25 protein-coding genes are annotated in these 24,791 nt (G+C 65.4%); 16 read left to right on the top strand and 9 right to left on the bottom strand.

Annotation, left to right across the window (positions count from 1 at the left end; translation table 11 throughout):
• The 3 genes from VL752_RS01175 to VL752_RS01165 form a co-directional block, all read left to right on the top strand.
• On the top strand, positions 1-522 hold a 522-nt coding region (locus VL752_RS01175; protein ID WP_325351896.1), incomplete at its 5' end, for an aldo/keto reductase.
• A complete protein-coding gene (locus tag VL752_RS01170; RefSeq protein ID WP_325351895.1) occupies positions 519-1,325 on the top strand; it encodes a creatininase family protein in 807 nt (268 codons plus the stop codon). The genes VL752_RS01175 and VL752_RS01170, both read left to right, overlap by 4 nt.
• 19 nt (positions 1,326-1,344) lie before the next feature.
• Complete coding sequence (locus VL752_RS01165) at positions 1,345-2,529, top strand: aldose 1-epimerase family protein (RefSeq protein WP_325351894.1); 1,185 nt, start codon at positions 1,345-1,347, stop codon at positions 2,527-2,529.
• Between the two features lie 81 nt (positions 2,530-2,610).
• Here the strand turns inward: VL752_RS01165 and mntR are convergent, their stop codons facing one another.
• Positions 2,611-3,072, bottom strand: a complete 462-nt coding sequence (gene mntR / locus VL752_RS01160) for a manganese-binding transcriptional regulator MntR (protein WP_325351893.1) — start codon at positions 3,070-3,072, stop codon at positions 2,611-2,613.
• A 158-nt stretch (positions 3,073-3,230) separates the two neighbouring features.
• On the opposite strand from mntR, the gene VL752_RS01155 reads away from it, so the two are divergent.
• Positions 3,231-4,535, top strand: a complete 1,305-nt coding sequence (locus VL752_RS01155; protein ID WP_325351892.1) for an Nramp family divalent metal transporter — start codon at positions 3,231-3,233, stop codon at positions 4,533-4,535.
• Positions 4,536-4,559: 24 nt separating this feature from the next.
• Here the strand turns inward: VL752_RS01155 and VL752_RS01150 are convergent, their stop codons facing one another.
• The gene (locus VL752_RS01150; RefSeq protein ID WP_325351891.1) at positions 4,560-6,428 is read right to left on the bottom strand and encodes a chloride channel protein; all 1,869 of its coding nucleotides are present in this window, start codon (positions 6,426-6,428) and stop codon (positions 4,560-4,562) included.
• A gap of 369 nt (positions 6,429-6,797) precedes the next feature.
• Between VL752_RS01150 and VL752_RS01145 the strand changes: the two genes are divergently transcribed.
• Positions 6,798-7,388, top strand: a complete 591-nt coding sequence (locus VL752_RS01145; protein WP_325351890.1) for an NADPH-dependent FMN reductase — start codon at positions 6,798-6,800, stop codon at positions 7,386-7,388.
• 129 nt (positions 7,389-7,517) lie between these two features.
• Here the strand turns inward: VL752_RS01145 and VL752_RS01140 are convergent, their stop codons facing one another.
• A complete protein-coding gene (locus tag VL752_RS01140; protein ID WP_325351889.1) occupies positions 7,518-8,087 on the bottom strand; it encodes a TetR/AcrR family transcriptional regulator in 570 nt (189 codons plus the stop codon).
• Between the two features lie 128 nt (positions 8,088-8,215).
• On the opposite strand from VL752_RS01140, the gene VL752_RS01135 reads away from it, so the two are divergent.
• Positions 8,216-9,640: an amidase gene (locus VL752_RS01135; RefSeq protein ID WP_325351888.1), complete on the top strand. Its 1,425-nt coding sequence runs from the start codon at positions 8,216-8,218 to the stop codon at positions 9,638-9,640.
• Positions 9,641-9,745: 105 nt separating this feature from the next.
• Here the strand turns inward: VL752_RS01135 and VL752_RS01130 are convergent, their stop codons facing one another.
• The 4 genes from VL752_RS01130 to uppS form a co-directional block, all read right to left on the bottom strand.
• Positions 9,746-10,621, bottom strand: coding sequence for a GNAT family N-acetyltransferase (locus VL752_RS01130; RefSeq protein ID WP_325351887.1), 876 nt, complete (start codon positions 10,619-10,621; stop codon positions 9,746-9,748).
• 70 nt (positions 10,622-10,691) lie between these two features.
• Positions 10,692-11,054 (bottom strand): hypothetical protein, encoded by a 363-nt coding sequence (locus VL752_RS01125; RefSeq protein WP_325351886.1) that lies wholly within the window; start codon positions 11,052-11,054, stop codon positions 10,692-10,694.
• A gap of 16 nt (positions 11,055-11,070) precedes the next feature.
• Positions 11,071-11,649 (bottom strand): hypothetical protein, encoded by a 579-nt coding sequence (locus tag VL752_RS01120; RefSeq protein WP_325351885.1) that lies wholly within the window; start codon positions 11,647-11,649, stop codon positions 11,071-11,073.
• A gap of 109 nt (positions 11,650-11,758) precedes the next feature.
• On the bottom strand, positions 11,759-12,613 hold the full coding sequence (gene uppS, locus VL752_RS01115) for a polyprenyl diphosphate synthase (protein WP_325351884.1): 855 nt from the start codon (positions 12,611-12,613) through the stop codon (positions 11,759-11,761).
• A gap of 130 nt (positions 12,614-12,743) precedes the next feature.
• On the opposite strand from uppS, the gene VL752_RS01110 reads away from it, so the two are divergent.
• The 4 genes from VL752_RS01110 to VL752_RS01095 all read left to right on the top strand — a co-directional run bounded on the left by VL752_RS01110 (position 12,744) and on the right by VL752_RS01095 (position 16,304).
• On the top strand, positions 12,744-13,529 hold the full coding sequence (locus VL752_RS01110; RefSeq protein ID WP_408863038.1) for a potassium-transporting ATPase subunit KdpA: 786 nt from the start codon (positions 12,744-12,746) through the stop codon (positions 13,527-13,529).
• Positions 13,526-14,218, top strand: coding sequence for a response regulator (locus VL752_RS01105; protein WP_325351897.1), 693 nt, complete (start codon positions 13,526-13,528; stop codon positions 14,216-14,218). Before VL752_RS01110 ends, VL752_RS01105 begins: the two co-directional genes overlap by 4 nt.
• A gap of 68 nt (positions 14,219-14,286) precedes the next feature.
• Positions 14,287-15,429: an NAD(P)/FAD-dependent oxidoreductase gene (locus VL752_RS01100; protein WP_325351883.1), complete on the top strand. Its 1,143-nt coding sequence runs from the start codon at positions 14,287-14,289 to the stop codon at positions 15,427-15,429.
• A 185-nt stretch (positions 15,430-15,614) separates the two neighbouring features.
• Positions 15,615-16,304: a GntR family transcriptional regulator gene (locus VL752_RS01095; protein WP_325351882.1), complete on the top strand. Its 690-nt coding sequence runs from the start codon at positions 15,615-15,617 to the stop codon at positions 16,302-16,304.
• 50 nt (positions 16,305-16,354) lie between these two features.
• On the opposite strand, the gene VL752_RS01090 is transcribed toward VL752_RS01095, so the two are convergent.
• A complete protein-coding gene (locus tag VL752_RS01090; protein WP_325351881.1) occupies positions 16,355-17,047 on the bottom strand; it encodes a hypothetical protein in 693 nt (230 codons plus the stop codon).
• Between the two features lie 610 nt (positions 17,048-17,657).
• Between VL752_RS01090 and VL752_RS01085 the strand changes: the two genes are divergently transcribed.
• The 4 genes from VL752_RS01085 to VL752_RS01070 all read left to right on the top strand — a co-directional run bounded on the left by VL752_RS01085 (position 17,658) and on the right by VL752_RS01070 (position 20,934).
• Complete coding sequence (locus tag VL752_RS01085) at positions 17,658-18,233, top strand: DUF2459 domain-containing protein (RefSeq protein ID WP_325351880.1); 576 nt, start codon at positions 17,658-17,660, stop codon at positions 18,231-18,233.
• Between the two features lie 61 nt (positions 18,234-18,294).
• On the top strand, positions 18,295-19,614 hold the full coding sequence (locus tag VL752_RS01080) for an NtaA/DmoA family FMN-dependent monooxygenase (RefSeq protein ID WP_325351879.1): 1,320 nt from the start codon (positions 18,295-18,297) through the stop codon (positions 19,612-19,614).
• Between the two features lie 79 nt (positions 19,615-19,693).
• A complete protein-coding gene (locus VL752_RS01075; protein ID WP_325351878.1) occupies positions 19,694-20,059 on the top strand; it encodes a hypothetical protein in 366 nt (121 codons plus the stop codon).
• A 26-nt stretch (positions 20,060-20,085) separates the two neighbouring features.
• A complete protein-coding gene (locus VL752_RS01070) occupies positions 20,086-20,934 on the top strand; it encodes a hypothetical protein (protein ID WP_325351877.1) in 849 nt (282 codons plus the stop codon).
• Here VL752_RS01070 and VL752_RS01065 read toward each other — a convergent pair.
• On the bottom strand, positions 20,931-22,232 hold the full coding sequence (locus tag VL752_RS01065; RefSeq protein ID WP_325351876.1) for an MFS transporter: 1,302 nt from the start codon (positions 22,230-22,232) through the stop codon (positions 20,931-20,933). The two genes, VL752_RS01070 and VL752_RS01065, sit on opposite strands and share 4 nt — an antisense overlap.
• Before the next feature lie 706 nt (positions 22,233-22,938).
• Between VL752_RS01065 and VL752_RS01060 the strand changes: the two genes are divergently transcribed.
• Positions 22,939-23,901 carry a sugar-binding protein gene (locus VL752_RS01060; protein ID WP_325351875.1) on the top strand — a complete coding sequence of 321 codons (963 nt, stop codon included), beginning with the start codon at positions 22,939-22,941 and terminating at the stop codon, positions 23,899-23,901.
• A gap of 73 nt (positions 23,902-23,974) precedes the next feature.
• On the top strand, positions 23,975-24,791 hold an 817-nt coding region (locus VL752_RS01055; protein ID WP_325351874.1), incomplete at its 3' end, for an ATP-binding cassette domain-containing protein.

Raw genomic sequence — 24,791 nt, 5'->3', positions numbered from 1 at the left:
TCGGTGCCCGATCATCGATCGGACATGGTGCTGCCCATCGTCATGAGCGGGCTCATCGACTCTGTGCAGACCATCATCAACATCTTCGATCCGACGGCGCTCGAAGTGCTCGTCCCCGTCTGCGCTCACAATCGGGTTGCGGTCATCGCCCGCTGCATCCTTGACGAGGGCGGCCTGACCGGCTTTCTGACCGCCGGTGCGGAATTCCCGGAAGGCGACTTCAGGCGCGACTATTTTGACGCGACCGTTCCACGCGGCGCCTATATCGACAAGGTGGATGCGCTGCGTCGCCTCGTTCCTGCCAACGCTTCCTCCCTCGCGGCCCTCGCCATCAAATTCGTCTTGCATGATCCGCAGGTCACCACCGCCATCACCTCCATGCACGTGCCCGAGTTCGCTGAAGCAAATATCGCGGTGATGGATGAGCCGCGGCTCAAGGACGAAGTCTTTCAGCTGCTGATGACACGCCACCGCTTCATCAAGAACTTCAATAACGTCAAGCATTTCGGCAGACTCCCGTGACCGCGGGCGAGCGTGTGACCTGGGCGGAACTGAAGCCGGCGGAGTTCATCGCGCGGCGCGATGCGCTGGCCGTCGTCTATTTGCCCATGGGCCTGTGTGAGCCGCACGGCCATGTCGCGCCCTTCGGGCTCGACACCATCAAGGCCGAGTATCTCGCCGCTGAATCAGCCCGCCGCTTCGGCGGCATCGTCGCGCCCAGCACGACCTGGCATGTGCATGAGGCCGGCTACCATGCGCCCTGGCTACGTGAGGTCATGGGCGAGGTGAATCCGCTGCTGGCCGCACTGCCGCCGCATCTCGTCCTCGAAACCTTGCTCTATCAGTTCCGCGCCTTCGCCAATGCGGGCTTTCGCGGTGTCGTCGTCATCTCCGGGCACAATGGCAGCCAGCGGGATCTGCGCATGGTCGCCGAAACTTTTGCGGAGACTTTTCCCATCGCCCATTTCGTGCGGAGCGACCCCGAACTCGTGCTCGGCCAGTTTCGTGGCGATCATGCGGGGCGCTATGAACTCTCACAACTGCTCGCCATCCGCCCGGATCTGGTGGCGATAGAGCGCGCCTCGCGCACCGTAACTGACCCGCTCGGCCGCTTCGCGCAAAATCCCGATGTGGCGGAAGCCACGGTAGAGGAAGGACAGGCCATTCTTGAAGCGTCGCTTACCGCGATTGGCAATGCGGTCCATGGCTTCCCCCGCGACATGTCCGCGCTGCCCTTCATTCCCATGGAAGATATGGAGCCCTTGTGGCGGCAAATTCTGGCCCAGCGCGCCAGCTGGGTGACGCTTCAGGACGAACTTCCATGACGGTCCGAGGTCTGCCCAAATGGTAATGCTGTTCGGAGAAAGCCTGACACGGCGGGAGGTCGCCGCCCGCCTCGGCACGCTCGCGGCGGTCGCGGGGGTACGGCTCGTCACGCTCGGTGACGGCCACGAACGCGGGCAGCGAATGCTGGAATTTCGCTCCGGTTCGGGTCTGCGCTTCACCGTGATGGTCGATCGCGGCTTCGATATCGGGGAATGCGAGCATCGTGGCCGCGCCATCGGCTGGCAGGCCCCGGGCGGTTTCCCGCATCCGCATCTGGCGGATGCGGAGGCCGAGGACGGGCTGGGCTGGCTGCGTGCGGCCTCGGGCCTGCTCGTCACCTGCGGGCTCGACCAGATTCTGAGCGGTGACGAAACATCGGCGGCGCATTTCGACTATCCTGGCCGCCCGCGCATCACGACCACACTGCACGGGCGTATCAGCATGCTGCCCGCCCGCCTCACCGGCTATGGGGAGCGGTGGGAGGAGGATGACTGCATCCTCTGGTGCGAAGGCACCGTTATTCAGGCAGGGCTTTTCGCCGAGACCCTGCAGCTCGTTCGCCGCATCGAAGTCGATGTCGGCAGCGACGAGATCCGTATCCATGATCGCGTGGTCAACCGCAGCTTCACCCCGACGCCCCATATGTATCTCTACCACGTCAATCTCGGCTATCCGCTGCTGGACAGCGGTGCCCGCTACGTGGCGCCGGTTGTGGAAACGCTCTGGGCGGCCCATGCCGGCGCGGACTACACCCGGCAGGGTATCGGCTACCGTACGCTGCCGGAGCCGCAATATCCGTTTCGCGAGCAAGTCTGGCAGCATGCGATGCAGCCCGATGGCGAAGGCCGTGTGCGTGTGGCGCTTCTGAACGACAGGCTCGGCCTCGGCTTCATGCTGGAGACGCGGGCGGCGCAATTTCCCTGTCACTTCCAATGGCAGAATCTGCGCGCCGGCTATTATACGCTCGGCATAGAACCCGCAACCAACCATGTGCTCGGCCGGCGCTTCGCCGAGGAACGTGGCGAACTCATCTGGTTGGATCATGACGAGGAGTGCCAGTATGACACGGTGTTTTCCGTGCTCGACGGCAAGGAAGCGCTGGCGGCGGCCGAAACGGTGATCCGCACCGTGACAGCGCAACCGGACGAGGATTATCCGGTTCCGAGCGGGCGCTTTCCGCCGCTGAGCCGCCGACCTGGGTGACCAGTGCGGCCGCCGACGGTCGCAGGGCAGCGCGCCGGCGCGCGCAGGGTCTTGGGCCCGGCAGTGCCGGGCGGCAGGCCGTCAGTCGCCCCGGCCCGGTTTGCGGCGGGCGAGGAAGCGTTCGAAGGCGGCGAGCGTGCGGTCCGACACATGGTGCTCGATACCCTCGGCATCGCCCTCGGCATCCTCGCGCGCAACGCCCACTTCAACGAGAAGCTGAACCACGAGTTGATGCCGGGCGCGCACCCGATCCGCCAGCGCCCCGCCCTCCTCGGTCAGGAAGATGCCACGATAAGGGCGTGAGGTAACATAGCCGTCCCGCTTCAGGCGGGCGACGCTCTTGACCGCCGTGGGATGCGAGACGCCGAGGCGCCGGGCAATCTCGGTCACGCGCACCTCGCCATGCAGCGCCATGAGGTCGGAGATCAGCTCCACGTAATCCTCGGTGAGCGCGGTGGAGCGCTGCGCCCGCGCAAGGCGATGGCGCTTCTCAAAGGCGGTCTCCTCCGCGGCCTCGGCCGCCTCGGCCTCGCGCTCGGTCATCCTCTCCTGCAACGGCCCGTCCATCCTCTTCCGGCGTGAGGGTGCCGCCTGCCGGCCGCACGCCTCGCGACTTCTTTAGCAGACTCGTCACATCGCTGCCAGTTGACCATCCTGTGCCATAGGCTACATTCTCTAGCATGCGCTCGATAGAGGGACCAATGGAGATGCAGCTCGCGCGTCCGTCGCTCAGTGACCGGACCACGGAAGAGATCAGGCTGGTGCTGGACGGCAGGGGCAGCCGCTGGCGCTCGCCGCTGCTGTTTGCGGGGCCGGCCGTCATCGCCTCCATCGCCTATATCGACCCCGGCAATTTCGCGACCAACATTCAGGCCGGCGCCCGCTACGGCTATGCCCTGCTCTGGGTCGTGCTCATGGCCAACCTCATCGCCATGCTGTTCCAGGCGCTTTCGGCCAAGCTCGGCATCGTCACCGGCCGCAACCTCGCCGAACTCTGCCGCGACAGCTTTCCGAAGCCGGTCGTCATCGGAATGTGGATCGTGAGCGAGATTGCCGCCATGGCAACGGACCTCGCGGAATTCCTGGGCGGCGCCATCGGCCTCGCCCTTCTCTTCCACATGCCGCTGATGGCCGGCATGGTCGTGACCGCCATCATCACCTACGCCATCCTGGTCGCGGCCGGCCGGGGCTTCCGCCCGATCGAGATCGTCATCGGCACGCTCACCGCGGTCATCGCCCTCTGCTATCTGCTGGAAATGTTCATCGCCCCCGTCAACTGGGGCCAGGCGGCGCTGCACACTGTCCTGCCCGCCATGCCGGACGCGGCAGCGCTCACCATCTCGGTCGGCATCATCGGCGCGACCGTAATGCCCCATGCGCTCTATCTCCATTCGGGGCTCACCCAGAATCGTGCCGGGGCACGCAACGCTGCGGATCGGCAGATGCTGCTGCGCTTCTCGAACCGGGAAGTGATCATCGCCCTCGCGATCGCCGGTGCCGTGAACATGGCCATGGTGATGATGGCCTCGGCCGCCTTCCATGCCGGGCATAGCGAGGTCGCCGATATCGAGACCGCCTATCACACGCTGACCCCGCTGCTGGGCGGGGCCGCCGCCGCGATCTTCCTGATCTCCTTGATGGCGTCGGGCATTTCCAGCTCGGCCGTGGGCACCATGGCGGGGCAGATGATCATGCAGGGGTTCGTGGGTTTCCGCATCCCGATCTGGCTGCGCCGCCTGCTGACCATGGTGCCGGCCTTTATCGTCATCGGGCTCGGCGCCGACCCCACCCATGCCCTGGTGCTGAGCCAGGTAGTGCTGTCCTTCGCGCTGCCGATCCCGATGATCGCCCTGGTCCTCTTCACCCGGAACCGTCAGCTGATGGGCAGTTTCGCCAATGGGCGAATGATGGATATCGGGGCGATCCTGGGCGCCGTCATCATTCTCTTCCTCAATGTGGTGCTGCTCGCCCAGATCTTCGGTCTGCCCCTGCCCTTTCTCGGGTAAGCGCAGCCTGCCGGCCGCCCGCGGTCAGCCCGGATACATCCGCACGCTGTCGGCGACGGCATCGGCCACCGCGTCCTTGGTTATGACGCCGAGCACCCGCTGCGGGCCGCCCTCCCCGGCCGGACTCACCACAATCGCCATGCTCGCGCCGCTCCGCGACAGTTTCCGGATCACGTCGAAAGCCACGTCCTCCTCATGGACGATGGTGAAGCCGGGCTGGGCGAGCGTACTGAGCGGCAGGGCGGAGGTGGTCGCGGCCAGCGCCTGGCGCAATTCTTCATCGACCATGACAGTGCCGACGATCTCGCCGCCGCGCGTGACGACGACATGCTGCAGCCCGCCATGCGCTGCCGCCATCTGGCGGAAGCTCGCATAGGAGGTGGCTTCGTCCAGCACCAGCACGTCCCGCGCCATCATCACCCCGGCGCGCCGCACCAGGAACATGTTCGCATGCAGCGCCTTGGGGATGGGATGGCCGCGCCGCACGAGCTTGAGCGTGTAGATGTTCTCGCGTGAGAGCAGGCGCCGCACACCGAGAGCAACCGCCACCGCCAGGATCATCGGCAGGACGATGTTATAATCCCGCGTCATCTCGAAGATCATGGTGACCGCCGTCATCGCGGCCCCGGTGCCGCCGCCGACCATCGCCCCCATGCCAACCATGGCGAAGGCCGGCAGGCTGACCGGCGCATGCGGCAGAATGATCGTGACGATGGAGGCGAAAGCCGCCCCGAGGGTCGCACCCATATAGAGCGAGGGCGAGAAGACCCCGCCCGAGGAGCCGGACCCGAGGCTGATCGAGGTCGCCAGCATTTTTGCCGCGAACAGCAGCAGCAGGAAGCCGGCCGCTGTGATCTGGGCGTAGAGCGTCGCCTGGATGGTGGAATAACCCACGCCCTCGATGAAGTAATGCCCGGCGCCCTGGTAGAAGAGATACATCATGATGCCGACGATGAGCATGCCGATGATGTGGCGCGTGTAGCGGCCGGGGATACGGTCGAACCCGTCCTCGATCCAGTGGAGGCCGCGCACGAAGCCGGCGGCCGCCACACCCACGACGCCGCCGAGAATGGCATAGAGCACCAGGGTCAGCGCGCTGCTCGGACTGTTGGGCAGAGCCGCGAGGTTGATTGGCACGCTGAAGGCGGGCTCGGAGCCGAAGAACAGGCGGCCGATGAAAGTCGCCGTGCCGGTCGCGACCGCCACGGGCAGGAAGGTGTTCACGCTGATCTCGGGCAGCATGAGTTCGGTCGCGAACAGCACGCCGCCGATCGGCGTGTTAAAGGTCGCCGCAATACCGGCCCCGGCCCCGGCCGCGACGAGCGTGATGCGCTGGCCGGGCTGCATGCGGATGATCTGGCCGAGGCTGGAGCCCAGCGCCGAGCCAATCTGGATGATCGGCCCCTCGCGCCCCACCGCCGCCCCGCTGCCGATGGCGAGCGCGGAGGCGATGGATTTGACCAGGGCCACCACCGGGCGGATGCGCCCCGCATTGTAATAGATCGCGTCCATCACCTCCGGCACGCCATGACCCTTGGCCTCAGGCGCGAAGTTGGACACGATCCAGGTGACGCCGAGCCCGCCGATGACGGGGACAAGGATGACGAAGATCCCCCAGGGGCTTTCGGGCGTGAAGACGCTCGCATTATAGGCGAAGGAGAAATGGCCCAGGAACAGCACATTGTGCACAAGGCCGATCAGGCCCCGAAAGACCACCGCCCCGAATCCTGTGATGACTCCGACAATGAGTGCCAGGGCTGCAAGCGGCAGCAGGCCCATGCGCGGAATGTCGGCCTCGCGCTCCACGGGCGGCGCCTTGGGCGGCGTGGTGGAGGTTTCAACCGAAGGGTGCTCGTCCTGAACGGCAGCATTGGGAAGAGGGTCTTCGGTCATCCGGTTCGGTCTCCTTCACGTCATGAAGGCACCGCAACCCGGGCTGCCGCACCTTTTCATCCAAGGGGCGTTTCGTGCGGAACGCGGCCATCGCCCATCTCCTCCCCAGGCTGGCCTTTTTCTCCTGCGGAAACAACCCCGTGCCCGTTCGAACCGTCACGGGTCGGCGGCACCGGCCGAAGGATTGCCGCGGATCATGGCGGCGTTTCCTGCCCCGGCCGATCCTTCGGCCCCGTGCCGAGGGCGTATGCGGCCCAGGCGCTTGAAACCTGCGACCAGCTCGCCCCGCGATGACGCGGGGCCTGCGGGGCTGGCCCCGGCTCCCGTCGGCTGATACCTAGACCTCGGCAGCAGCGAGGGACCACGCCGATGGCAGACCGGATTCTCGTCTTCTATGGCTCCTACCGGCGCGACCGGATGGGCATCCGCCTTGCGGATTATCTCGTCCGCGAACTCGCGGCCCGCGGCAACGATGTCGAACTGATCGACGCGAAAGCCTTGGACCTGCCGATGCTCGACCGCATGTACAAGGAATATCCGCAGGGCGAGGCACCCGAGGTGTTGGAGACCCTGGCCGAGAAGATCCGCACAGCGGATGCCTTTCTGTTCGTGACCGGCGAATACAATTGGGGCCTGCAGCCTGGACTCAAGAACCTCACCGACCATTTCCTCGAGGAATGGTTCTGGCGTCCGGCGGCGATCGCGAGCTACTCGGCCGGCCGTCTGTCGGGGGCGCGCGCCAGTTTCGCCTGGCACGGCACGCTCTCGGAAATGGGCATGGTGGTGATCTCCTCGACGCTCACCGTCGGCCCCATCGCCGCGACGCTCGATGCCGAAGGCAAGCCGACCGGACATGCCGGGGAGTCGCTCGGCCACGCCTTTCCCCGTTTCGCCGATGATCTCGCGTGGTGGACCAACGCGGCCCGTGCGCAGAAGGCCCACAAGACACCGCCTTACTGAGAGCAGACGAAGAGCCTCCCCCGTTTGAACAGGACGATGTCTTGGATGACGGGGCAAGCGCGCTGGCGCGTTGTCTCCTCACGGCATCGGATGGTGGGAATACCAAAGCCTGAGGACGCAGCGGGTAGGCTAAGGCAACAACCCTGTGGTTCGGTAGGCAGAGACGATCCTGTCATAGGCCGAAACATCATCACGCCCTCGCGCGACGAGCTGGGCGCCTTGAATCGCGGCGAAAATCGCCAAAGCTCGATTGGTGATGTCCTCGGAAGTCGGGCCATCACTGTCCAGGCGGGAAAGCGCCTTCGCAAGCCATCGCGCGTTCATTTCCGAGAATTTGACCACCTCGACCTGAACCTCGACGGGCAGTTCCTCGTGCTCCGCAGCCATAATTCCGCCGAGGCACATTCGATTCTCGTTCAACAGGGTATTGCGGAAGACATCGGTGTATTTGGCGATGCAGGTTGTCGGGTCGAGGCCTGACTCGAGCAGGCCCTCCAGATAGTCCGAGAAGTCGCGGGTATAGCGCTCGGCCAGAGCGCCGCCCAATGCGCCTTTGGTCGGGAAATAGTAGTGGATGCTCGCGGTCTTGATGCCGACATCCTTCGCGAGTTCACGAAAGCTCAGGCCCATATAGCCATGGGCCTGCACCGTAAGACGCCCCGCTTCCATAATCTTCTCTTTCGTCTCGTGGCCCGTCACCGCATCGCCTCCGTTTTTACCTGACGACAGATAGGCGTTGACGGGCCAGAAAGAAAGGCCTAACGCACCGCAACCGGCCTATCTACCTGCCGTCAGGTAGATGCATGGATCCGGCAAGGAGCAGAATCATGGCCAGCACGCCGACGAAGGACATGGGCCCCATCCACTATCTGGATGCGACGACCCTCGCAGAACTCATCCGCACCAGCCAGCTATCCTCCCGCGAGGTCGTTCAGGCACATCTGGACCGCACCGCCGCGGTCAACCCGAAGATCAACGCTGTCGTGACCCTGATGGGCGAGGCCGCGTTGCAGGCAGCCGATGCGGCCGACAAAGCCGTGGCGAAGGGCGCGGCACTGGGCCCGCTCCATGGTGTGCCGTTCTCGATCAAGGACGCCTTGGACACGGCGGGCGTCCTGACCCAGCGCGGCTCCAAGCTGTTCGCGGGTAATATTCCGGACAAGGACGCCACGGCTGTCGCGCGCTTCAAGGCGGCTGGCGGCATCCCGCTGATGAAGACCAACCTGCCCGAGTTCTCCACCTGGACGGAAACCGACAATCTCGTCACCGGCCGCACCAACAATCCCTGGAATCTCGAGCGTACGCCGGGCGGCTCGTCCGGCGGTGAATCGGCGGCGATCGCGGCAGGTCTGTCGCCGATTGGTATCGGCAGCGACGTCGCGATTTCGGTTCGCGGTCCCGCGGCATTCACCGGCATCGCCGCACTGAAGGCCACGCATGGTCGCGTTCCCTATACCGGTCACTACCCGGCCGTGACGTCGCGCTGGTGGCATGTCGGCGCGATGGCCCGCACGGTCGGAGACGTCGCCCTCGGCTACGCAATTCTGAAGGGACCGGACGGGTTCGATGGCTACGCCGTTCATAGCCGGGACGGGGTGGCCGACCATGGCAGGGTTCCCGGCCAACCGCTCCGCATCGGCTGGGTCACGGATGCAGCCTTCGGGCCGGTTGACCCCGAGATCACCGCCGCCGTCGCCGCCGCTGCGGCCCAGCTCGAAAATCTCGGCTGCGTGGTGGAAGAGGTGCGTCTGCCGTTCCTCGGCAATCCGCTGGCAGCGCTCATGACCCTCGTTTTCGGCGAGATCGTGCCTTCCGTGAAGGCGCTCGCGACGGGCCGCGAGGCTGACCTGCATACGGTCGGCGCCGGTATCCTGGGGATGTCGGATCCCTCCTTTACCGATTTCAACGGGGCGCTGGCGCAGGCCGAGGCACTCCGGTCCTCGTTTGCCGGATTCTTCCAAAAGTATGACGTGCTGCTCTGCCCGGTGAATCCGATGACCGCGACGCCGCATGGTGCGCAGGAACTCGTCGTCAACGGCGTGACGGTGCCATGGACCCACGTCATGACCGCGACCTCGCCGTTCAACCTGACCGGCCTGCCTGCTCTGTCGGTGCCGTATGGGTTCTCTTCAGAAGGTCTGCCGATCGGCATCCAGCTTGTCGCACGCTGGCTCGACGAGGATACCATCCTGCGTCTCGGCGCCATGCTTGAGCGTCGCGGAGGCTTGGGTAGCCGTCGTCCGAACCTCTAACCGCCACGCTCCCCCGTGACCGGCTCGCGGGGGAGCACCGGATCGCAAGCCATTCTCCGGCGGTCGGCGGCACAGGCCGGTTGTGTCCAAAACCTCCTCGCCACGTTACAGCCTCTTCTCAAAAAATGTGTCCGGATAAGGATCGTCGTTGAAACGCGGAACCTCCGTCCAGCCGGTGCCGCGATAGAGGGCGACCGCTTCGGGAAGGGCGCTGTTGGTATCGAGCCGCAAGGTCTCGATGCCAAGCCTGCGCGCTTCCTCCTCCGCCGCCGCCATCAGCCTATGTGCGAGACCGAGGCCGCGCGCGGCGGGGGCAACCCACAGGCGCTTGATCTCCGCATAGCCTCCGTCTGTGCCTTTGAGGCCGACGCAGCCGATGGCGGCACCATCCAGCTTGGCGAGCAGAAAGGCGCCACGCGGCGGCATCATCGCCGTCGCCTCCGGATCGCGGGAGAGTGACACGTCGAACCCGCGCTCGAAACGACGGGCGAGTTCGGCATAATATTCGCCCAAGCAATACTTGGCGAGGACGCCGCGCGGGTCCGTCTGTTCGATCTCGATACGGTCCTGGCCGAGGGCGGCTGCAATCAGATCCATCGCCGCCAGCAACCGCTCCGGCCGGGCATGGCGGGCGAGGATGCCCTTGGCTTGCCGGTCGGACAGCCGCTCATAAGCGCGAAACTCGGCCTCGCCCGCCGGCGTCAGCCGTGCCACGCGGCGCCGCGCATCGTCAGGCGCGGTCCCGACCACGATCAGCTTCTCCTGTTCGAGGCTGCGCAGCAGCCGGCTGAGCAGGCCTGAATCGAGGTCGAGATAGGTTCGGATTTCGGCAATCTCGCGCCGCCCCTGCCCGATGGCGTTGAGCACACGCGCCGCCCCCAGCGGCCGGCCGCGGCGAAGGAAGGAATGGTCGAGTGCGCCGACGGCGGAGGTGACGGCGCGGTTGAAACGGCGGACACGGGCAATGGGATCGGGCGACATTTCTCTGACTTAGGTCAGATATATGCGGTCCGTCAAATCCCCGCCCTTTGCCGGCTGGCCCGCGGTTGCGCTATGCGGTAGGTGCGCCCGGCACGACGAGACCGCCGAGACCCGCCGCCGACAGCGCGCCGCCGATCGCCTTCCAGATCACGCCGACGACGGCGTTCCAGGCTTCTTCGATGGTCAAGATAGTCTGCGCACAAAGAAGGCGACAAAAATTCTGTGCCTGTTGTTGCAGCTTGGCCAGAAACCAATCGAACTGCTCCTGGTCATATTCCCCACTGATGCGCGCCTTGGCCATCATCGCCGCCTGGGCTTCGAAGTAATGCGCTTCCTTCTCCGCCTGCCCCTGCACCTTGCCATAGGCGCCAGCCAATACGCCCTGCAATGCAGCGACGATATCAGCGCCGAGGGTGGTCAAATCGCTTGCCATCTCCGCCTCCGCCCGCTCACTCACGCTTCAACGAGGTTTCCACGAACAGGGCCTCTTCGACATCGTGGAGATAACTGCATTCGTATTGCATGACCCCGATGCTCGCGGCTTGCGCCGTCTCCCCCACGCCGCATGTCCCCGCGATCACGGCTGAGGCTGCTGGAAATCCTTTTCTCTTGTGGACCGCTTCAACTTCGGTGAGCGTGCCGATGATGGAATCGAGCATCTTGGGCGTCGGGTTGATGCAGTCGGTATCCTCTTGGCAGATCTCCCCGAAGCTTGAATTGGCACCGATCGCCGTTGCCTTGATCCTGCGCACGAAGGCCTGGCTGAGAGGTGGCACAAAGCGCGCTTCTGCCTGGGTCCGTAGCGCCGAGAAGGAACCGATTGCCGCATCGTAGCGTGTTTCGAAATCGGGAAAGCTTTGCGGCGTCACACCCTTCTGGAGGGACACAAAAAGAACCAAGGTATCCGCATTGGCCTTGTTGATCCCCTCGATCAGTCCGGCATCGTAATCAGGCGCGAGCTGCACCGTGCAGCCCGCGAGACCGAACAGGAAAATCGCTAGGATCGACCCTCGTCGGACGATGTGCATGAACAACCATTCCCGCCCTGAATGGGCGGACGGGCTTCATCCTGGCACAGGTTGATCTCATCGTGCAACGAGGATGATCGCCCTGCAAACGGCAGGGGCGGGGTGCCTCTCAACGCCCGAAGCGGCGGTGGCGTTGCTGGAAGGCGCGCACGGCGCGCAGGAAGTCGACCCGGCGGAAGGCCGGCCACAGCACGTCCGAGAAATAGAATTCGCTGCGCGCACTCTGCCAGAGAAGGAAACCCGAAAGCCGGATCTCGCCGCTCGTGCGAATGATGAGATCGGGTTCCGGCGCATCGGCGAGATAAAGATGGCGCGCGATCCGCTCCGGCGTCACCGCTTCCGCCGCTTCCTCCAACGTCATGCCCTCCTGCGCGGCGGCGCCCAGCATGCCGCGCACGGCATCGGCAATCTCCTCCCGCCCGCCATAGGCGATGGCGATGTGCAGCGCCATGCCGTCATAGCCCGCCGTCGCCTCCTCGGCACGGCGGATGATCGCCTGGGTGCGCTCGGGCAGTTGGTCCAGCCGGCCGATCGCGCGCACCCGAACCCGCTGCGCATGCAATTCGGGGTCAGTTGTGAGGGCACGGAGCTTGTCCTCGATCGCGCCCATGATCCCGTCGACCTCCGCTGAGGGTCTTGCGAGATTGTCGGTCGAGAAGACCCAGAGCGTCACGGCCGGAATGTCGAGGCCACGGCACCAGGCGATGACCTCGTCCAGCTTCTGCGCGCCAAGGCGATAGGCCTCCTGCGCCTGCTCCCAGCCCGCGCGGGCGGCAAAGCGACGGTTGCCGTCCAGCACGATGCCGATATGGCGCGGCACCGCAGCGCCAGCGATCTGGCCTTCCAGTCGGGCTTCGTAGAGCCGGTAGAGCGGGCTGAGGGCCCAGGCGATGGGGGTTCTGGAAAGGCGGGGCCGGGCCGTCTGGCGCGGCAGAATAACCGGTTGGGTAAGGTTGCTGGACAAGGACGCCCCCTCAGCGCCGGCGTTCAAACGCGGCATTAACTTCTGCACCAGGTCGCATATGGTCGCAACTTACCGATCCACCAGTTTCTGAGCCTCGGCTGCCCAGGCAAGAGGCCTTTATGCGCTCCTTATGCGCGCGCCGCACGATCCATCTGGAGCTTCGGTCGCAGAAAACTCTCGTTCTTCCCGCCGATTGAACCGGAAAGTCCCCAGCGATGTCCGATCTTTTCACTCTCGCGATCGGCCTCGCGGGCGTCGCTGCCCTTTCGGGCTACGCCTATGTGTTAAAGCGCTCGAGAGCGGGCGCCAGACCATCGCCCTCTTCCCGGTGGCGAGCCAGGAGGCGATCAAGCAACTCGGCACCGATGGCGGTCGCATCTTCAACGCCAATTCCGCGCATCCCTTCCAACATCCGGGCACCGTGACCGATCTCATCGAGATGGTGGAGATGAATGTGCTCGGCTTCGCCTGTGTCGTGGCCTTCGGCCTCACCCCCACCCACAGGCGGGATGCGCGGGGGCCGCTTGGCGTGGCGGCGCTCTTCGTAGCCGGCAGTCCCACCACCCGACCGCGCCCGCGCGCGCGCGTGGCGGAGGCCTTCTCGCTTCCGGAGCAGGCCGGCGGCTCGACTGTCATGCTGACGGGGGACGACCTCGTCGATTGCATCCTCACCTATGCGCGCCAGGGCAATATCACCATCCGCGAGGATGGTCGAACGGCTGAACCGCTATGCTGGCAATCTGCTCCACATGACGCGCCTCGAAGGGGCTGTTCGAACAGGCAGTGGCGAATATCCTGGAGAACGCCATCGCCTATAGTCCGGACGACACCGAGGTGGAGGTTACCGTCTATGAGGATGCCCGCAACATCGTCATCAGCATCGAGGCCCGCACTTTCATCCGGTCCGCCCGCATGACAGCCCTTCGCCCTCGCATCCTCGTCATCGACGACGAGCCGCAGATTCACCGCTTCCTGCGTCCGGCGTTGAATGCGGCGGGCTATGAGCCGATGTCGGCGGAAACGGGCGAAGCCGGCCTGCGCGAAATCGCCGCGCGTGCGCCGGATGCGGTGGTGCTGGACCTCGGCCTTCCGGACATGGACGGCAAGGAAGCGCTCGCCGCCGCCCGCGCCTTCTACCAGGGACCGATCCTCGTCCTCTCGGCGCGCGATCGGGAGACGGAGAAGATCGCGGCGCTGGACATGGGCGCGGACGATTACGTCGAAAAGCCCTTCGGGGTGGGCGAGTTGCTGGCGCGCCTCCGGGTCGCCATGCGCCACCGCTTGCAGCGGGCCGACGTGCACAGCCCGGTCCTGGCCGGCGCAATTTCGGTCGATCTCGTGAACCGCGTGGTGACGCGGTCGGGTGCGAGCGTCCGCCTCTCGCCCAAGGAATACGATCTTCTCGTCCAGCTCGTGGAGGCGAATGGCAAGGTTGTGACCCATCGCCAGCTGCTGACTGCCGTCTGGGGCCCGGCGCATACGGAGAATGTCGAGTATCTCCGCGTCTTCGTGGGCCAGCTGCGTCACAAGCTGGAGGAAGACCCGGCGACGCCCCGGCTGATCACGACGGAGCCCGGCGTCGGTTACCGCTTCGCGCTGCCGTAAGTCTTCCTTGACCCTCCAGGGCCATCCCATCATTGTTCAACAATTCAACAATGCATGGCGGATAGCCCATGTTTCAGAAGCAGCGCATCGCCGTGATCGGCGCCGGCGTCATCGGCCTCAATATTGCCTGGCGTCTGGCCGAAGCGGGCGCGGCGGTGACGCTTGTCGAGTCGAAAATCCCGGGATCGGGCACGACCAGCACCAGCTTCGCCTGGCTGAACGCGAGTAGCAAGGTCAACTACAGCCTGGCGTATTTCGAGCTGAATGCCGAAGCGGTGCGCGACCATGCCGCACTCGCGGTGCGCGCGGGTGCGGGCTTCTGGGGCCGGAAGACCGGCGACATCGAAATCGCGGTGGATGGCACGGCGGTCGCAGCCCTGGGCGAGAAAGTCGGCCGCCTGCGCGCGATGGACTACGCGGCCGAGTGGCTCGGCCCGGCCGGGCTCGCCGAACGTGAGCCCGGCACGGTGCTGCCGCCCGGCGCCGCCGCTGCCTTCTACGCGGAGGAAGGCTGGGCCGATACCGGATTGTTCGTCGCCGCCCTGCAGGGCTTCGCCCGCGCAAGCGGCGTCAGCCTCGTCCTGCACGACCCGGCCCTAACCGTGCTGCAGCACGGCGGCCGCGCCTCGGGTCTCCGCCTCGCTTCGGGACGGGAGATTGCGGCCGATGTCGTCGTCACCGCGCTCGGTCGCTGGACCCCGGGTTTCGCCGAAGCGCTCGGTATTCATGTGCCACTGGTTCCGCCCGAATGCCACGGCTCCAAGGCGGTCGGCCTCCTCGCCCGCGTCGTGCCAGCTGGGAAGGCGCCACAGCGGCTGTTGCACAGCCCCAGCGTCAACTGGTCGCCGCTCGCCGAGGGACGCGCGCTGCTCGCGAGCGACGCCGGGGATCGAACGGTCGCGACCGACCCCGCGCCCGAGGCGGCCGCGGCCGCAACCCGCCGGTTGATGGAAGAGGCCACGCGCCTCAATCCACTGTTCGCGGGTGCCCGCCTGGAGCATGCGGGCATCGGCATCCGTGCGCTGCCCAGCGATCTCAACACCATCTGCGGCTGGGCCGAAGGGCTGCCGGGTCTCTATATCGCCGTCACCCATAGCGGCGTCACCCTCTCGCCGCTGCTCGGCCGGCTGGTCACCCGCGAGGTTCTCAGGGGCGAAACAGTCTCGATCCTGCAGCATTTCCGCCCGAACCGTTTCTGCTCGGTTGCCTGACGTCCTATTTGAGCCCTTGCCATCGACCCCGGGCTGATGCTTTTCGAAGATCCGACCAGCAGACTCGGCTCCGAGCGGCCTGGCGAGATGCTGGCGGCGAAGCGGGAACGGATAGCGACCTGAATGACGATGGTGGTGTTGACGCAGGACATGGGCTTCATCCGGGACGTTACGGATTGCGTCCGATGAACGCACCACGCAATCCGCGCCAGGCACGACCGGGCCCCCTCGCCTTCGCCATGGAGCGCGAAACGACACCCGTGCGCATCGCGGCCGCGCTGCGGGCCGAGATTGCGCGCGGCGCCCTGCCCCCGGGCACGCGCATTCCCGAGATGGATTTCACGGCAGCCTTCGGCGTCTCCCGCCATACGCTGCGCGAGGCAATCAGCCTGCTGGTGGCCGAAGGGCTCCTCACCCGCGCGTCCTTCAAGGGGGTGGAGGTGACGAAGCTCTCAGGCGAGGATGTGCGGGACATCTATGCCGCCCGGCGGCTGATCGAACTGTCGGCCGTCGATGCGCTGGGCAGCGCCCCGCCGGCGCTGATGGAGGCGCTGATGGCAGCGATCGCGGCAGTCGTGGCGGTGCCGCTCAGCGCCGACAGCCAGACCATGAACCAGGCGGATATTGCGGTGCATCTCGCCCTGGTCGCGATCCACCGCTCCAAGCGCGTGACCGCCGCTTACAAGGTGCTGATGGCGGAGAGTCAGATCCTGCTGGTGCGCGCCTATGACACCGATGACGTCGCGGAGACGATCAACAATCACGCGGCCTTTGGCGAGATGCTGAAGGCCGGTGATTTCGCCGGCGCCCGGTCTCAGCTCGAAACACGGCTACGGAACTCCGAGGAAGAACTCGTCCGCGCCGCCGAGGAATGACCGGGTGATGCGCCGCCCCTCGCGGGGCGACCTCTCGACGATGGGGCGCCTCAGCGTTCGGCCAACTGCGTGAAATCCTCGCTGTTCGGCCGTTCCTGAACATAGAACGGCCGGATGGTCGGGTGGGCCATGGCCTTCCATACGACATCATTGACGGCGGCCGGCTCGCGCACGATCTGCGTGGCAGACGGGATCAGCTTACCTTGAGCGTCGAACTTCAGCGCGACCACCCAGTCGAAGACATCATCCGGCCAGCGGCCATGCGGCAGGATGGCTTTCGGGTCAGCCCCGAGCGCGGCGAGGAGTTTCGCCATCTTGGTGTGGTGCCAGGAGATCAGCGTCGTCTCATGCGCCGGCTGTGCCTTCAGCCAGTCAACGAGCTGGCCGACGGCGTGGTCCGGGCAGGGCTGGCTGATATCCATGCCGGTCTCGAGGCTCAGCGGCTCCAGCGTCAGCCGCGGGCGGGCGCTATTTTCCGTATCCGTCGAGGCGACGAGAGAATCAATGTGGATCTTGTCGCCATCCAGGGAGAAGTGGCGGAAGTAGCTGGCATAGACCTGGGCGCGCATGTCCCCAGCCGACGACAGGCCCGGACCATAGCCCGTCTTCTCGGCATGGCGCACGATCAGCAGCGTGGCATTGCTCAGGCCGTTGCCAGCCGGAACCTGCGCGACGAGGCTATTGCTCATCGGCGCGTCCAAGGTCAGCGCAGAAGCCGGCGACACCATCGCCGCCAGGGCCAATCCGCAAGCCGTCAGAGCCATACGCATTTGGTCGTCTCCCAACAGAAGCGACGTCATCTTACTGCAATGTGGTTAGAACACTCATTGATTTAAAGCAAGGAAAGCCCCGGAATGCCGCAGCCCGCGCGCGGCCCCCGCCGCTCCCCCGCAGCCGCTCCGTCTATCATCATCCGTGAGCATTTATAAGTACTTGCGCGCATCCGGTGAGACGGATAGGCAAGGAGATACGCCGCCGTTGGCCGGGCGCCCCGTCCGATCTCGGCGCGCTTCGTCCCGACCTCTCCCGGAGCATTTGAGCCATGCGCCTTGCGCTTATCTTGCTGCCAGCCCTCGGTCTGGCGCTTGCCGCCTGTAGTTCTTCGAGCGGCGGCGGCAGTTCCTCGCCGAACAAGACCTATATCATCATGCCCAACGGCCAGAAGACTCAGTGCGGCCCAGGCACTGGCACCGCCTGCCCCTGAGGGCCAAGGTTCGCGGCCGCAGGCTCCGTCTCGGCCGCGGCGCGCTTCTTGCGCTCTGCCTGCCGCTGGCGGTCGCCGCCTGCGGAGGCGGGGCACCGTCCGGCGGGGCGCCTCTTGGGGGACCTCCGCCGGATACGGGCGGGAGCGCCGTGCCAACGGGAGATACCGTCTCCCTCATCACCCATGGCTGGCACACCGACATCGGCCTCCCTGCCGAGGAGGCGAGCGGCCCCCTCGTCCGCGTCCGCCGCCTCTTTCCCGGCGCGCGAACGCTCGTCTTCGGCTATGGCAAGCGCACCTTCATGATCGCGCCCGCGCATACCATCGGCGAATGGATCATCGGCCCCTTCCCGGGTCCGGCCGCAATCGAGGTCAGCGCCATCAGCAGCGATGCCGCCACCGCCTATGGCGCACGTCATGTCGAGACGCTGCCGCTGCCGCCCGGTGGTGCCCAGCGCCTTTCGGCCTTCCTCTGGCAGGCCTTTGACAAGGCGCCCGATGGCACGGCCCATGCGGGGGAGCTGCGCTACATCGCCCAAGGCAATTTTCCCGGCAGCCTCTTCTATCAGGCAAGCAGCCACTACGGGCTGCTCCATACCTGCAATACCTGGAGCGCCGAGGCGCTGGCCGCCGCGGGCCTGCCCATCCGCCCGGCAGGGATCGTCTTCTCCGGCGGGCTGGATGAACGGGTTCGGGATTTGTCGAGACAATTGACCCCTCCATGACTGGACGAAGCCGGCCCCGCCGTCGTTAGCTGGCGGTTTCCGCGATCCGAGGATGATGTTCTTGCCGCATGCACCGTTTCATCTCGCCTGGTTCCTCGAAGGCTCCAGCGTCCACGGCTGGAACCATCCCTGGTCGGGCGCCATCGGTCGGGACTGGCAGAAGCCGGATCTTTTCATCGATCTCGCCCGCAGCCTGGAACGCGCCTGCTTCGACTATGTGCTGATCGAGGATTCCTCCTATGTCGGAGAGAGTTTCGAGGGCAAGCGGGACATCTATCTCGAGCGCGGCATTTCCGTCCCCCGGCAGGACCCGTCCGTCGTCGCGACGCTGCTCGCGAATGCCACAAGCCGCATCGGAATCGTCCCGACCTTCGGCACCTTCGCCTACCCGCCCTTCCTCCTCGCGCGCCTCGTCTCAACCCTCGACCAGGTCTCGGGTGGGCGCATCGGCTGGAACATGGTGACCGGCAGTTCCGATTTCGCGGCGCGCAACTTCGGCCTGTCCGGCATGCCCGAGCATGACCTGCGCTACGAGATGGCCGAGGAATACATGTCCGTCGTCAACAGGCTCTGGGATTCCTGGGACGCCGATGCGGTGGTGGCTGACCTCAGGAGTGGCCGCCTCGTGGATCCCGCAAAGGTGCGAAGCGTCGATTTCGATGGGCGTTGGTACAAGAGTCGCGGGCCGCTGAATTCCGGCCCGGCGCCGCAGGGGCGCCCGGTGATCGCCCAGGCCGGCGGCTCCCCGCGCGGGCGGCAATTCGCCGCCGGCCATGCCGATACGATCGTCGCCATGTCCCAGGGTTTCGAGGGCATGCGCGCCTATCGCGACGATGTCCGCGCCCGCATGCGCGCGCTCGGCCGCGACCCGGACCAGTGCAAGGTGCTCTTCCTCATTTCTCCCATCCTCGGCGCATCGGACGCGGAGGCCGAAGCGGAAGAGCGGCGCCGCAACGAGCAGGCGGCAGCAGACGTCTCCAGCGCGCTCGCCTTCTTCGGCAAGATCACCAACATCGATTTCGGCGGCTACGATCTCGACACGCCGGTCAGCCGGCTCGACCTGCACACCAACGGCCACCAGCAGTCGCTGGACGAGTTCCGTCGTTTCGCGGGCGACCGCAGCCTGCGCCAGGCCATGGCCGCGTTCAGCCAAGGCGGCAAATCACTGCGCCTCGTCGGCGGACCGGAACGCATCGCGGACGAGATGGCCACCGCCATGGAAGCGGTCGGCGGCGACGGTTTCCTTATCTCCCTCCCCGCCATCACGCGCCGCGCAATGGCCGAGATTGCGGACGGCCTCGTGCCCGCGCTGCAGGCCCGCGGCCTGGCTCGCCGTGAATACCGTCACGCGCAGTTTCGCGATAATCTGCTCGACTTCTGATCCATGCCATCAGCAAACCCCTTGCGCCCCCTCGCCGCGCCGCTATTGCTCACTCACCGCAACGCAAGGGAGTTTTCGAATGGACAACGGCTTCGCCACGCAGCGGCATCGCGGTCGAGCGCTTCTCGCCTTCTGCCTCCTGCCGGTCCTCGCCGGTTGCACGACCTGGGTGAAGCCCGGTGCGGACGAGGCGGCAGCGGATGCCGCCCAGACCCATTGCAAGGCGGTCTCCTACGGCCAGTTGCCGGCGCAGATGCAGAGTTCGACGACGCGCGGGGCGAGCTATTCCGAACGCAAGAAATGCGAGAAGAACAGTCCCAACGGCTGCACCAAGTCGGGCAATCGCTACTATGCCATCATCAAGACCTCGAGCGACGCGAACAGCGAGGGCCGGGACGCGATCTTCCGCGACTGCATGTATCAGGCAGGCTGGCGGCCGGAGTGACGGCCGGCCCGATCGGCGGCTAACGCATGGCCCGGACCAACCCCGCCACCGCCATGCGGCCGGCGGCCGTCCTCGGCAATAGCCTGACGGCCGCGCTCTGGATCGCCGTCTGCGCCGCGACCCCGGAATTCATCTGGCGCGGCGCCCGCGTCGTCAGCCATCACTTCAGCTGGGCGGACGCCGCCGCCGCGCTGATGATCGGCCTCATTCTCGCCTTCTGCATCGAACCCGCAATGGAGCGGGCGCGCAATCTCCTCTTCGGGGGCAAGCAGGAGGGGCATCGGCAGTACAGCCCGCTTTTCGCGGCGGCCGCGGGCATCGCCTTCGGCCTCGCCTCGGTCTGCCTGCATGACGCGATCACGAGTTTCCTCGCGCTCCATGCGGAGGAGCATGCGGTGCGCCATGCCGGGCTCGTCAACGGGCTGCGGATCGCCCTCTCCTGGGCGGTTGTGCCCTTCTTCACAACGCTCGCCTGGCTCGCTGCTGCGCGGCGGCGTCTTGTCTGGCCGATGGGTCTGCTCGGCGTCCTGTCACCCGTGGGCGCCGCCTGGGTCTTCTCCTGGTCGGCGTCGGATACGCTGACAACCTTCATCCCCTGCACGGCCTTCCTCGCCCTCGGCTATCGCGCGCTGCGCCGCGGGCCGACAGAACGGTTGTTTCCGCAGGCGGCCCGCAGCATCGCCTGGGCCGGACCGCTCTGGCTCGCGGCGGCGGTCGTGGTGGACGGGGTGCTCGTCGCCTCCCATGTCACCGGGCTGCGCCTCTACAACGGCCCGGAACTGTGGGTCGACGCGCGCTTCTATGCCGGCTGGTGCATGGGGCTGCTGCTGGCGCCCTTCCCCTTCGGCCGGGGCTCCAGCAGCGCCAGAAGTTAGCGGCTGATCGCCTCCAACTCCTGATGCGGCGGAATGCGCCGCAGAAACAGCGTCGACCACAGGCCGAGGGAGATAAAGACCGCGAGCACGAGCCAGGTCATGCTCGGCGTTGTCGTGCTGCTCAGAAACGTCCAGATCAGCGTGCCGACGACGAAGCCGAGCACCTGCATGGCGCTCAGGAAGCCGACCGCCGTGCCACGCACGCGGGTCGGGAAGCTCTCGCCCTGATAGGCATAGCCCGCGCCGGACCAGGTGCCGTTGGTCGCCTGGTAGAGCAGGAAATAGACGAGGACGACGAGCCAGGTCTGCTGCACGATCAGGAAAAGCAGGCTGAGCGGAGCGACGAGGGCGCCTGTCACGATGATGATTTCCCGCCGGCCGTAGCGCTCCCCAAGCCAGCCGCCCAGGATGTAGAAAAAGAACCCGATGCCGCCGCTTACCAGCAGCAGCGTACTGGCGCCGGCCGAGGAGAAGCCTTTGAACTTGGTCAGCCAGTAGGTGATGTAGAAATTGCTCGCGACGTAGCTGGTGCCGTAGATGACCCAGGTGATCGACAGCCAGATGAGCTGCCGCCGGACATAGCCCGCGCTGGCGAAGAGCTGACCCACGGTCACGCGATCCATCTCGTCGACGGCCACGGCATGATGCGCGAGGAGCGTCTGCAGCTCCGCCTCATCGCCCCGGTGGCGCGCCCGCTTCACCGCCTGGACATGCTCGAACCGCTCGGATTCCTTGATGAACAGCCGGCCGATGATCACGGCGATGATGGGAATGACGCCGAGCAGGAAGACAAAGCGCCAGCCGAACTGCCCGAAGATGAGATAGACGCCGGAAGCGAGGAAGACGCCAAGCGGCCAGCCGCCCTGGACGATGGAATAGAGCAGGCCGCGCCCGCGCGCCGGCACCTGTTCGTTGACGATGGTGATGGAAACCGCGAGTTCCGAATAGGCGAGGCCGGAGGCGAGCGCCCGTACTGCCACGAGCTGCCAGAAGTCCTGCACGAAATAGGTGAGGCCGGTGAAGATGGCAGTGCCCGCGAGACAGACCATCCAGACGCGGCGGCGCCCAAAGCGGTCCATGCCATAGCCCGCGAAAATCGTGATGCAGAACTGCGCCGCGTAGACGAAGAAACCGAGTACGCCGATGCCGGTTTCGGAGATGCCGAGTCCTTTGGCGATGTCCGGCAAAGCCAGGACGAGCAGGTTCACGTCATAGGAAGCGAGCGCCCAGCCCGCCAGGGCGACGACCACGAGATAGACGAGATAGCGCCGATCCGGCGCCGATTGTGTCGAGTCCAATATTCCCTCCCGAACGATATCTTGGATGCAGCCGCGGGCGTCTGCCGTCGGGAGAGCGAGGCGGCTGTACCGCCGCGCTCCCCGGCGGGAGATGGCAAGTCGCGCAGATCATTCAACCATCCTGGTATCATGAGACGACCACAGCCCCATCTCAAGCGGGATAAAAGACAAGCAGGAGGTCTGCCGAAGGATAACCCGTAATTAAGGGGACCGTCGATTGACGGATTTCCGATAGTTTGCTTGTCTTTATTCTGCACTATCGTTGATTATTTGAAACATATGGCGAAATGGATACGTTTATTATCCATTGCGTTCCGGTCGGCAATTTCAACTTGCGCGGCAGCCGGCGCTAGTCCCGGCCATGCGCCAGCCCTGTGGGATGACGGCGGAGGAATCCGGCCCCGCGAATCCGGCGCGATGACCCCTCAATCCCATGGACACTCACGGAGCCGTGTGCCGCACCTGCGTCATCGGTCGTGACAGCTTGCCTTTGAATCGGACAGCAAGCTGATAACAATGGTTATTCTGCATTGTTATAGCAAAATACCGCGGTTTTTTGCCGAAAGAGCCACGTTGACAGCACGAATTGATCCGAATTAATAAGATTTTTGCGTCGACCGATAATTTCAACCGGCGGTAAGCCTGCACAGAAGTCGCGCAAAGAAACAAATAAGTCGCCCGAAGAGGCGACCGGGGAGAACTTACCATGATGTCTTCAGGGAAAATCGCGGTCGCCCTTGCGGCCGGCCTGCTGCTCGGAAGTTCCGCTGTCGTATCGGCAGAGGCCGCATCCAAACCCACGCTCGTCTTCGTCACCAACGGCTCCTCCGACTTCTGGAAAGCCGCGGCCGCCGGCGTGAAGAAGGCGCAGTCCGAACTGCCGGACTACAAGCTCGAACTGCAATATCCCGACCAGGCGACCGTCGCCGCCCAGAACCAGCTGATGGACAACCTCGCCGCCGCCGGCGTGAAGGCCATCATCGTCTCGGCCGTCGACCCCAAGAACTCGACCGGCGAATTCGACAAGCTCGCCGGGCAGCTCGCCCTCTTCACCACGGATAGCGACGCGCCGCAGACCAAGCGCATCGCCTATGTCGGCTCCTCCAACGTCCTCGCCGGCGAGCAGGCGGCCGAAATCGCCAAGAAGGCGATGCCCAATGGCGGCAAATGCATGGGCTTCGTGGGCCTGCTCGGCGCTGACAATGCGCGGGAGCGTATCCAAGGCTTCAAGGAAGGTCTGAAGGGCACCGGCATCACCCTCGTCGACGTGCGCGGCGATGACATGGACATGACGCGCGCCAAGTCCAACGTGTCCGACACGCTGGTGGCCGACCCCTCCATCACCTGCCTTGTCGGCTTCTATTCCTACAACACGCCGCAGATCTACGCGGCGCTGAAGGAATCGGGCCAGCTCGGCAAGGTCACGGTGGTGGGCTTCGACGGTGATCCGGTCACCCTCGGCGGCGTCAAGGAAGGCAGCATCGCCGGCACCGTGGTGCAGCAGCCCTTCGTCTGGGCCTATCAGGGCATGAAGATGATGGTCGCCTACCTCAAGGGCGACAAGTCGATGATCCCGGCCAACGGCCTCGACATCATCCCGACCAAGATCGTCGACAAAGACACGGTCGATGCCTATGCGGCGGAGCAGAAGGCCATGAGCGGCCAGTAAGCCCCTCCCCAGTTGCGGTCCGCGCCGGCAGCGCTGGCGCGGACCGCCTTTCTCTCGCGGGCAGGAGCGCATCATGAACGAAACGGCGGTCCCAGCGGGGCCGGGTGCGGCCGCACCCTTCCTCGTGCTCGACCATGTCAGCAAATCCTATGGCGCCGTGCATGCGCTGATCGACTTCTCGCTTGAGGTCAGGCCCGGCGAGGTCATCGGCATCATCGGCGAAAACGGCGCCGGCAAATCGACGCTGATGAATATTCTGGGCGGCGTCGCGGCGCCCAGCGAGGGCTCGATCACCGTCGATGGTAAGGAACTTTCCCACCTGACGGTTCCCGAGGCCATTCGGGCAGGCATCGCTTTCGTTCACCAGGAACTCAACCTCTTCGATAATCTCGATGCCGCAGCCAACATCCTGATCGGCCGCGAGCCGCTTTATGGCGGCCCCCTGAGGCTCGTTGACCGGCGCAAGCTCCATGCCCTGGTCAAGCCCTTTCTCGACCGACTAGGCGTGGACTTCGGACCGGGCACGCCGGTTTCGGGCATGTCCATTGCCCAACGCCAGTTACTCGAAATCGCCAAGGCGCTGTCTCTCGATTCAAGGCTCGTCATCATGGACGAGCCAACCTCGAGCCTGACGCTCGCCGAGACGGCCAGGCTGATGAATGTCATCAAGGGCCTCAAGGAAGCGGGCGTGAGCGTCATCTTCATTTCGCACCGGCTCAACGAACTCATTCAATGCGCCGATCGCGTGGTGGTGTTGCGCGATGGCCGGCTGGTGGGCGAACTTGCAAGAAACGAGATCTCGCACAGCGCCATGATCCGCCTGATGATCGGGCGCGATCTTAAGTCACTTTATACGCCCCCTGCGGCTCCGCCGGGCGCGAACGCGCTTG

It is taken from the genome of Acidisoma sp., assembly GCF_035492295.1.
Taxonomy (GTDB): domain Bacteria; phylum Pseudomonadota; class Alphaproteobacteria; order Acetobacterales; family Acetobacteraceae; genus Acidisoma.
Note: the sequence above shows the minus strand (reverse complement) of the source record. Positions and strands in the feature narration are given on the sequence as shown.

Excerpts from the sequence above, each read along its gene's own strand:
- VL752_RS01165 (WP_325351894.1), top strand. The coding sequence starts at position 1,345 with ATGGTAATGCTGTTCGGAGAAAGCCTGACACGGCGGGAGGTCGCCGCC.
- mntR (WP_325351893.1), bottom strand. The coding sequence starts at position 3,072 with ATGACCGAGCGCGAGGCCGAGGCGGCCGAGGCCGCGGAGGAGACCGCC.
- VL752_RS01155 (WP_325351892.1), top strand. The coding sequence starts at position 3,231 with ATGGAGATGCAGCTCGCGCGTCCGTCGCTCAGTGACCGGACCACGGAA.
- VL752_RS01150 (WP_325351891.1), bottom strand. The coding sequence starts at position 6,428 with ATGACCGAAGACCCTCTTCCCAATGCTGCCGTTCAGGACGAGCACCCT.
- VL752_RS01145 (WP_325351890.1), top strand. The coding sequence starts at position 6,798 with ATGGCAGACCGGATTCTCGTCTTCTATGGCTCCTACCGGCGCGACCGG.
- VL752_RS01135 (WP_325351888.1), top strand. The coding sequence starts at position 8,216 with ATGGCCAGCACGCCGACGAAGGACATGGGCCCCATCCACTATCTGGAT.
- VL752_RS01130 (WP_325351887.1), bottom strand. The coding sequence starts at position 10,621 with ATGTCGCCCGATCCCATTGCCCGTGTCCGCCGTTTCAACCGCGCCGTC.
- VL752_RS01125 (WP_325351886.1), bottom strand. The coding sequence starts at position 11,054 with ATGGCAAGCGATTTGACCACCCTCGGCGCTGATATCGTCGCTGCATTG.
- VL752_RS01120 (WP_325351885.1), bottom strand. The coding sequence starts at position 11,649 with ATGCACATCGTCCGACGAGGGTCGATCCTAGCGATTTTCCTGTTCGGT.
- VL752_RS01110 (WP_408863038.1), top strand. The coding sequence starts at position 12,744 with ATGCGCGCGCCGCACGATCCATCTGGAGCTTCGGTCGCAGAAAACTCT.
- VL752_RS01105 (WP_325351897.1), top strand. The coding sequence starts at position 13,526 with ATGACAGCCCTTCGCCCTCGCATCCTCGTCATCGACGACGAGCCGCAG.
- VL752_RS01100 (WP_325351883.1), top strand. The coding sequence starts at position 14,287 with ATGTTTCAGAAGCAGCGCATCGCCGTGATCGGCGCCGGCGTCATCGGC.
- VL752_RS01095 (WP_325351882.1), top strand. The coding sequence starts at position 15,615 with ATGAACGCACCACGCAATCCGCGCCAGGCACGACCGGGCCCCCTCGCC.
- VL752_RS01075 (WP_325351878.1), top strand. The coding sequence starts at position 19,694 with ATGGACAACGGCTTCGCCACGCAGCGGCATCGCGGTCGAGCGCTTCTC.
- VL752_RS01070 (WP_325351877.1), top strand. The coding sequence starts at position 20,086 with ATGGCCCGGACCAACCCCGCCACCGCCATGCGGCCGGCGGCCGTCCTC.
- VL752_RS01060 (WP_325351875.1), top strand. The coding sequence starts at position 22,939 with ATGATGTCTTCAGGGAAAATCGCGGTCGCCCTTGCGGCCGGCCTGCTG.